Below are 3813 nucleotides of genomic sequence, written 5' to 3' on the forward strand. Positions count from 1 at the left end.
CACGGTCATCACCATGAAGAAGGAAACCCTCATGTTTGGTTAGACCCTGTTTTAGCGCAACAACAAGTTAAGAATATTCGCGATGGTTTAATTCAAGCTGACTCTAATAATGAAGCTACTTATAGAGCCAATGCTGATATTTATATTCGTAAATTACAGGAGCTGCACCAAGAATTTCAAACTCGTTTATCACCCTTTCAAGGATGTAAATTTATTGCTTTTCATGATGCTTATCCTTACTTAGCTCAACGGTACAATTTACAACAAATGGCAGTGGTGGAATTGCCAGAAGATAATATCACGCCTAGAGATGTTCAAAGAGTAATAAAAGCAGCCCAAGAATATCAAGTTAAAGGTTTACTGGCTGAAGTTGGATTTAATGATAATCGGATGCAACAAATTGCTAAAGATATTAAATTACCAGTCAAAAAATTAGACCCAATAAATAGCGGTTCGTTAGACCCAGAACATTATTTTACTGCCATGAGAAATAATATAAAAACTTTAGAGGAAGTTTGCCAGTGAAATTAGTAGCAATCAACAAAAATTTACCAGTAGTTGATGTACAAAATTTGACAGTAGTTAGAGGCAAATATCAAGCAGTAGAATCTGTGTCATTTCAAATATTTCCTGGTAGTAATACAGCAATTATTGGTCCCAATGGTGCCGGAAAAAGTACATTAATTCAGGCAATATTGGGTTTAATTCCTTATGAATCAGGCTATATAGAAATTCTAGGCAAACAAATAAAAGATTTAGGAAAACATTGGCAAAAAATTGGTTATATTCCCCAAAAATTACCTTTTGACCGGAGTTTTCCTTTAACTGTGGCTGAATTAATTAGTTTAGGTTGTCCGCAACAAGGTTTGATGAAGTCGCGGGAAAAGCTTATGGCAATAGAAAAAGCTTTGGTACAAGTTAAGTTAGAAAATCAGGCAAAACAGCGAATAGGAAGTTTAAGTGGTGGGGAGTTAAAACGGGTTTTATTGGGATATTGTTTGGTGCAAAATAGACAATTATTAATCTTAGATGAAGTCATGGCTGGTATAGACCCGACTGGAGAAATACAATTTGCTGAATTACTGGCTAATTTACATCAAGAAGAAGGTTTTTCTATTCTTCAAGTTTCCCATGATTTAGATATGGTGAGTCGTTATTGTGACCAAGTTATTTGTATGAATCGTCGTTTATGTTGTCAGGGAAAACCTAGTGTTGCTTTGGATAAAAATAACTTGAGTGAAGTTTATGGGGATAATTTAATTAGATATGTTCATCAGCGTTAAATAGAAGGCAGAAGGCAGAGGGCAGAAGGGAAGAAAAGGTTAGAAGAGATGTAAGCATTTCCTGCGGAATGCTGCGCAAACAGCTATTAGCTGTCAGCTCTTAGCAAAAGGATAGGATTTAAATTAATATAGACTTTAAAGCCAGTTTTTGTAGTAAGTATAAATTATGGCTCAATTAGTAAAGCTTTTATCTAAAACTAAAAGCAATAGCTGATGGCTGATAGCTGACGGCTGAATGCTTAAAGATAAATAAACTTACTTGACTTATATTTTATAAATATGGATTTTTCAGAATGGATTAATTTATTTAGTCTACCATTTATGCAGCGAGCAATTATAGGGGGTATTCTATTAGGAATTTTAGGAGGAATTATTGGTGGATTCGTGATTTTACGCCAATTATCTCTATTTGGAGAGTCCTTGGGTCATACAGCTTTTTTAGCTGTAGTATTAGCTGCTTTATTACAGTTACCACTTACGATGGCTTTGATTGTTTTTTTGGTATTCTTTGGATTAGGAATAAATTATTTAATTGAAAGGACTAATTTAGGTGGAGATACAATTTTAAGTATTGTAATTGCTAGTTCGGTTGCATTGGGTACTATTGGGTTTAATTTTATACCTGGGTATCGAGGAAATTTATTATCTATATTATTTGGTGATATTTTAGCAATTAGTAATCTAGATTTACTTTTTTTAGTTATTTTGTTAATCGTAACATTGGGTTGGTTAGGGTTGACTTTACAACAACAAATATTATTAACTTTCAATTCTGAGTTGGCACAAATTCAGGGGATACCAGTAGAAAGATATAAATACATATTTATAATTATTTTATCCCTGGCGATCGCCCTGACTATGAGAGCAGTTGGTATTTTATTACTGAATGCTTTTTTGGTAATTCCAGCAGCAACAGCTAAGTTGATTTGTCATCAATTTGTATCGTTTTTAGGAATTTCTGCGACAATTGGTGCTATGAGTGGGGTGTTAGGAATGATAGTATCTGGTAGTTTTAATTTACCTTCTGGCCCTAGTATTGTTTTAGTACAGTTAGTGACATTTTTGATAGTAGTATTTTCCAGTCGAGGAGCATAGTCTTATACCATTTTGAAAAAAGAATGTTACGAATAATAAGTGCAATAAAAAAATTTTGCAGAAAATTTCCCTTTGACAAAAAAGATAATTACGACATAAAAACTGGTATTAAATCTATTCATTCTGAATTCTGTTTGTGGAGTATGACCTAGAAAATTCTAAGAAATACCCTAGCTACTGGTAGCAAACATTTATCAAATTGATATTATAGTAATGGAAGGAAAGGTTAGGACAGTTCAAAAAATTAAAACTCAGACAACGTAAGATTTTTCCTTCTTCCTTCTTACTTTTGCTATACTTCTTGTTTTCAACAATATTCTATAGTTACTTCTTTTTGTTTTTCCCGTAAATATTGAACTAAGTCTTCTATTAAATTACGGCGAATCGAAATATTTTTCGGCAATAAAGGGTTTTGATAAAATTCATTAATTTTTTGCCCTACTAAAAATAAAATTGAATCTGCTTCTAATATTTCTTCTGCCAACATTATCGCCCCATTTTTTCCGGAAGGTAACCTGCCAATATCGCAATTAGACTTTTTCAAAATCTCCGCACATTTGGAAATAGTTAAAATTCCTTCAGTAACTAAATCTATTCCACTCAACCTACCTATTGGTGGCATTTCTTTAGTCATTGTCGTAATATCCATTTCAATAGTTTCTCCCAGAAAATTTGCCACAATATTTCCAGTTGTCCCTCCACAAACAACTCTCCGACCGCGAAAACTTAATAATTTCTCGACATATTCAAAATCTCTATTTTCATCTAGGGGCGGACCTGTAAATATCATTACTGGATTTTTCTTTCTCACATAAATTCCCACGAAAGAAGCATCATCACCAATTTTGCCTCCATAGAGATTATAAGTTTTTTTAATTACATTTTGAACAATATTTCTCGCCGTATGAGTATGATTAATAAATAAAGTTTCGATATGTTTAGCAATATTATCCCAACCCCAACCAAAATTTAAACTAACTCCTAAACCTGCGTACAAAATTCCATCACTAATAGCTCCTAAAAAATCGCCTTTTTCCAGCTTGCCTTCAGAGAAAGTAATTTTTTTATCTAATATTTTTTCAGTTTTGCTTTCTAACTGTACTAACTTACCTTTTTTTAAATATAAAACGGGAGGGTTATCAAAGTTAATTACTAAAAAGTTATTATTTTTGGGGTTAATTTGAACTACAGTAAAGGTAGCATAGGCAATTTTTCTAACTTGACAAATAGGTAAAGTACCGATGACTGTTTCAATTACATCTTCTAAAGAAACGTCATCAGTATTCAACATATTAATCAAAATTTCTGTCGTTAAAGTGGCTAGAATATTAGCTTTTACCCCACTGCCTAATCCATCAGACAAAACGATAATAGTTTTATTTTCGGCTTTGCGGAATTTAACTTGGTCGCCACATAATTCTTCGCCTTTTTTATT

General features: G+C 32.8%; 4 protein-coding genes. 3 read left to right on the forward strand and 1 reads right to left on the reverse strand.

Going from position 1 to position 3813, the window contains the following annotated elements; translation table 11 throughout:
* The 3 genes from AC3DU7_RS28010 to AC3DU7_RS28020 form a co-directional block, all read left to right on the forward strand.
* A partial coding sequence (locus AC3DU7_RS28010; protein WP_488042533.1) for a metal ABC transporter solute-binding protein, Zn/Mn family occupies positions 1–525 on the forward strand: 525 nt, incomplete at its 5' end.
* A complete protein-coding gene (locus AC3DU7_RS28015; protein ID WP_488042534.1) occupies positions 522–1283 on the forward strand; it encodes a metal ABC transporter ATP-binding protein in 762 nt (253 codons plus the stop codon). The genes AC3DU7_RS28010 and AC3DU7_RS28015, both read left to right, overlap by 4 nt.
* Positions 1284–1562: 279 nt before the next feature.
* Complete coding sequence (locus AC3DU7_RS28020) at positions 1563–2378, forward strand: metal ABC transporter permease (protein ID WP_488042535.1); 816 nt, start codon at positions 1563–1565, stop codon at positions 2376–2378.
* Between the two features lie 307 nt (positions 2379–2685).
* Here the strand turns inward: AC3DU7_RS28020 and AC3DU7_RS28025 are convergent.
* The coding region (locus AC3DU7_RS28025; RefSeq protein ID WP_488042536.1) for a SpoIIE family protein phosphatase at positions 2686–3813 on the reverse strand (1128 nt) is incomplete at its 5' end.

Source organism: Okeania sp. (assembly GCF_983059655.1).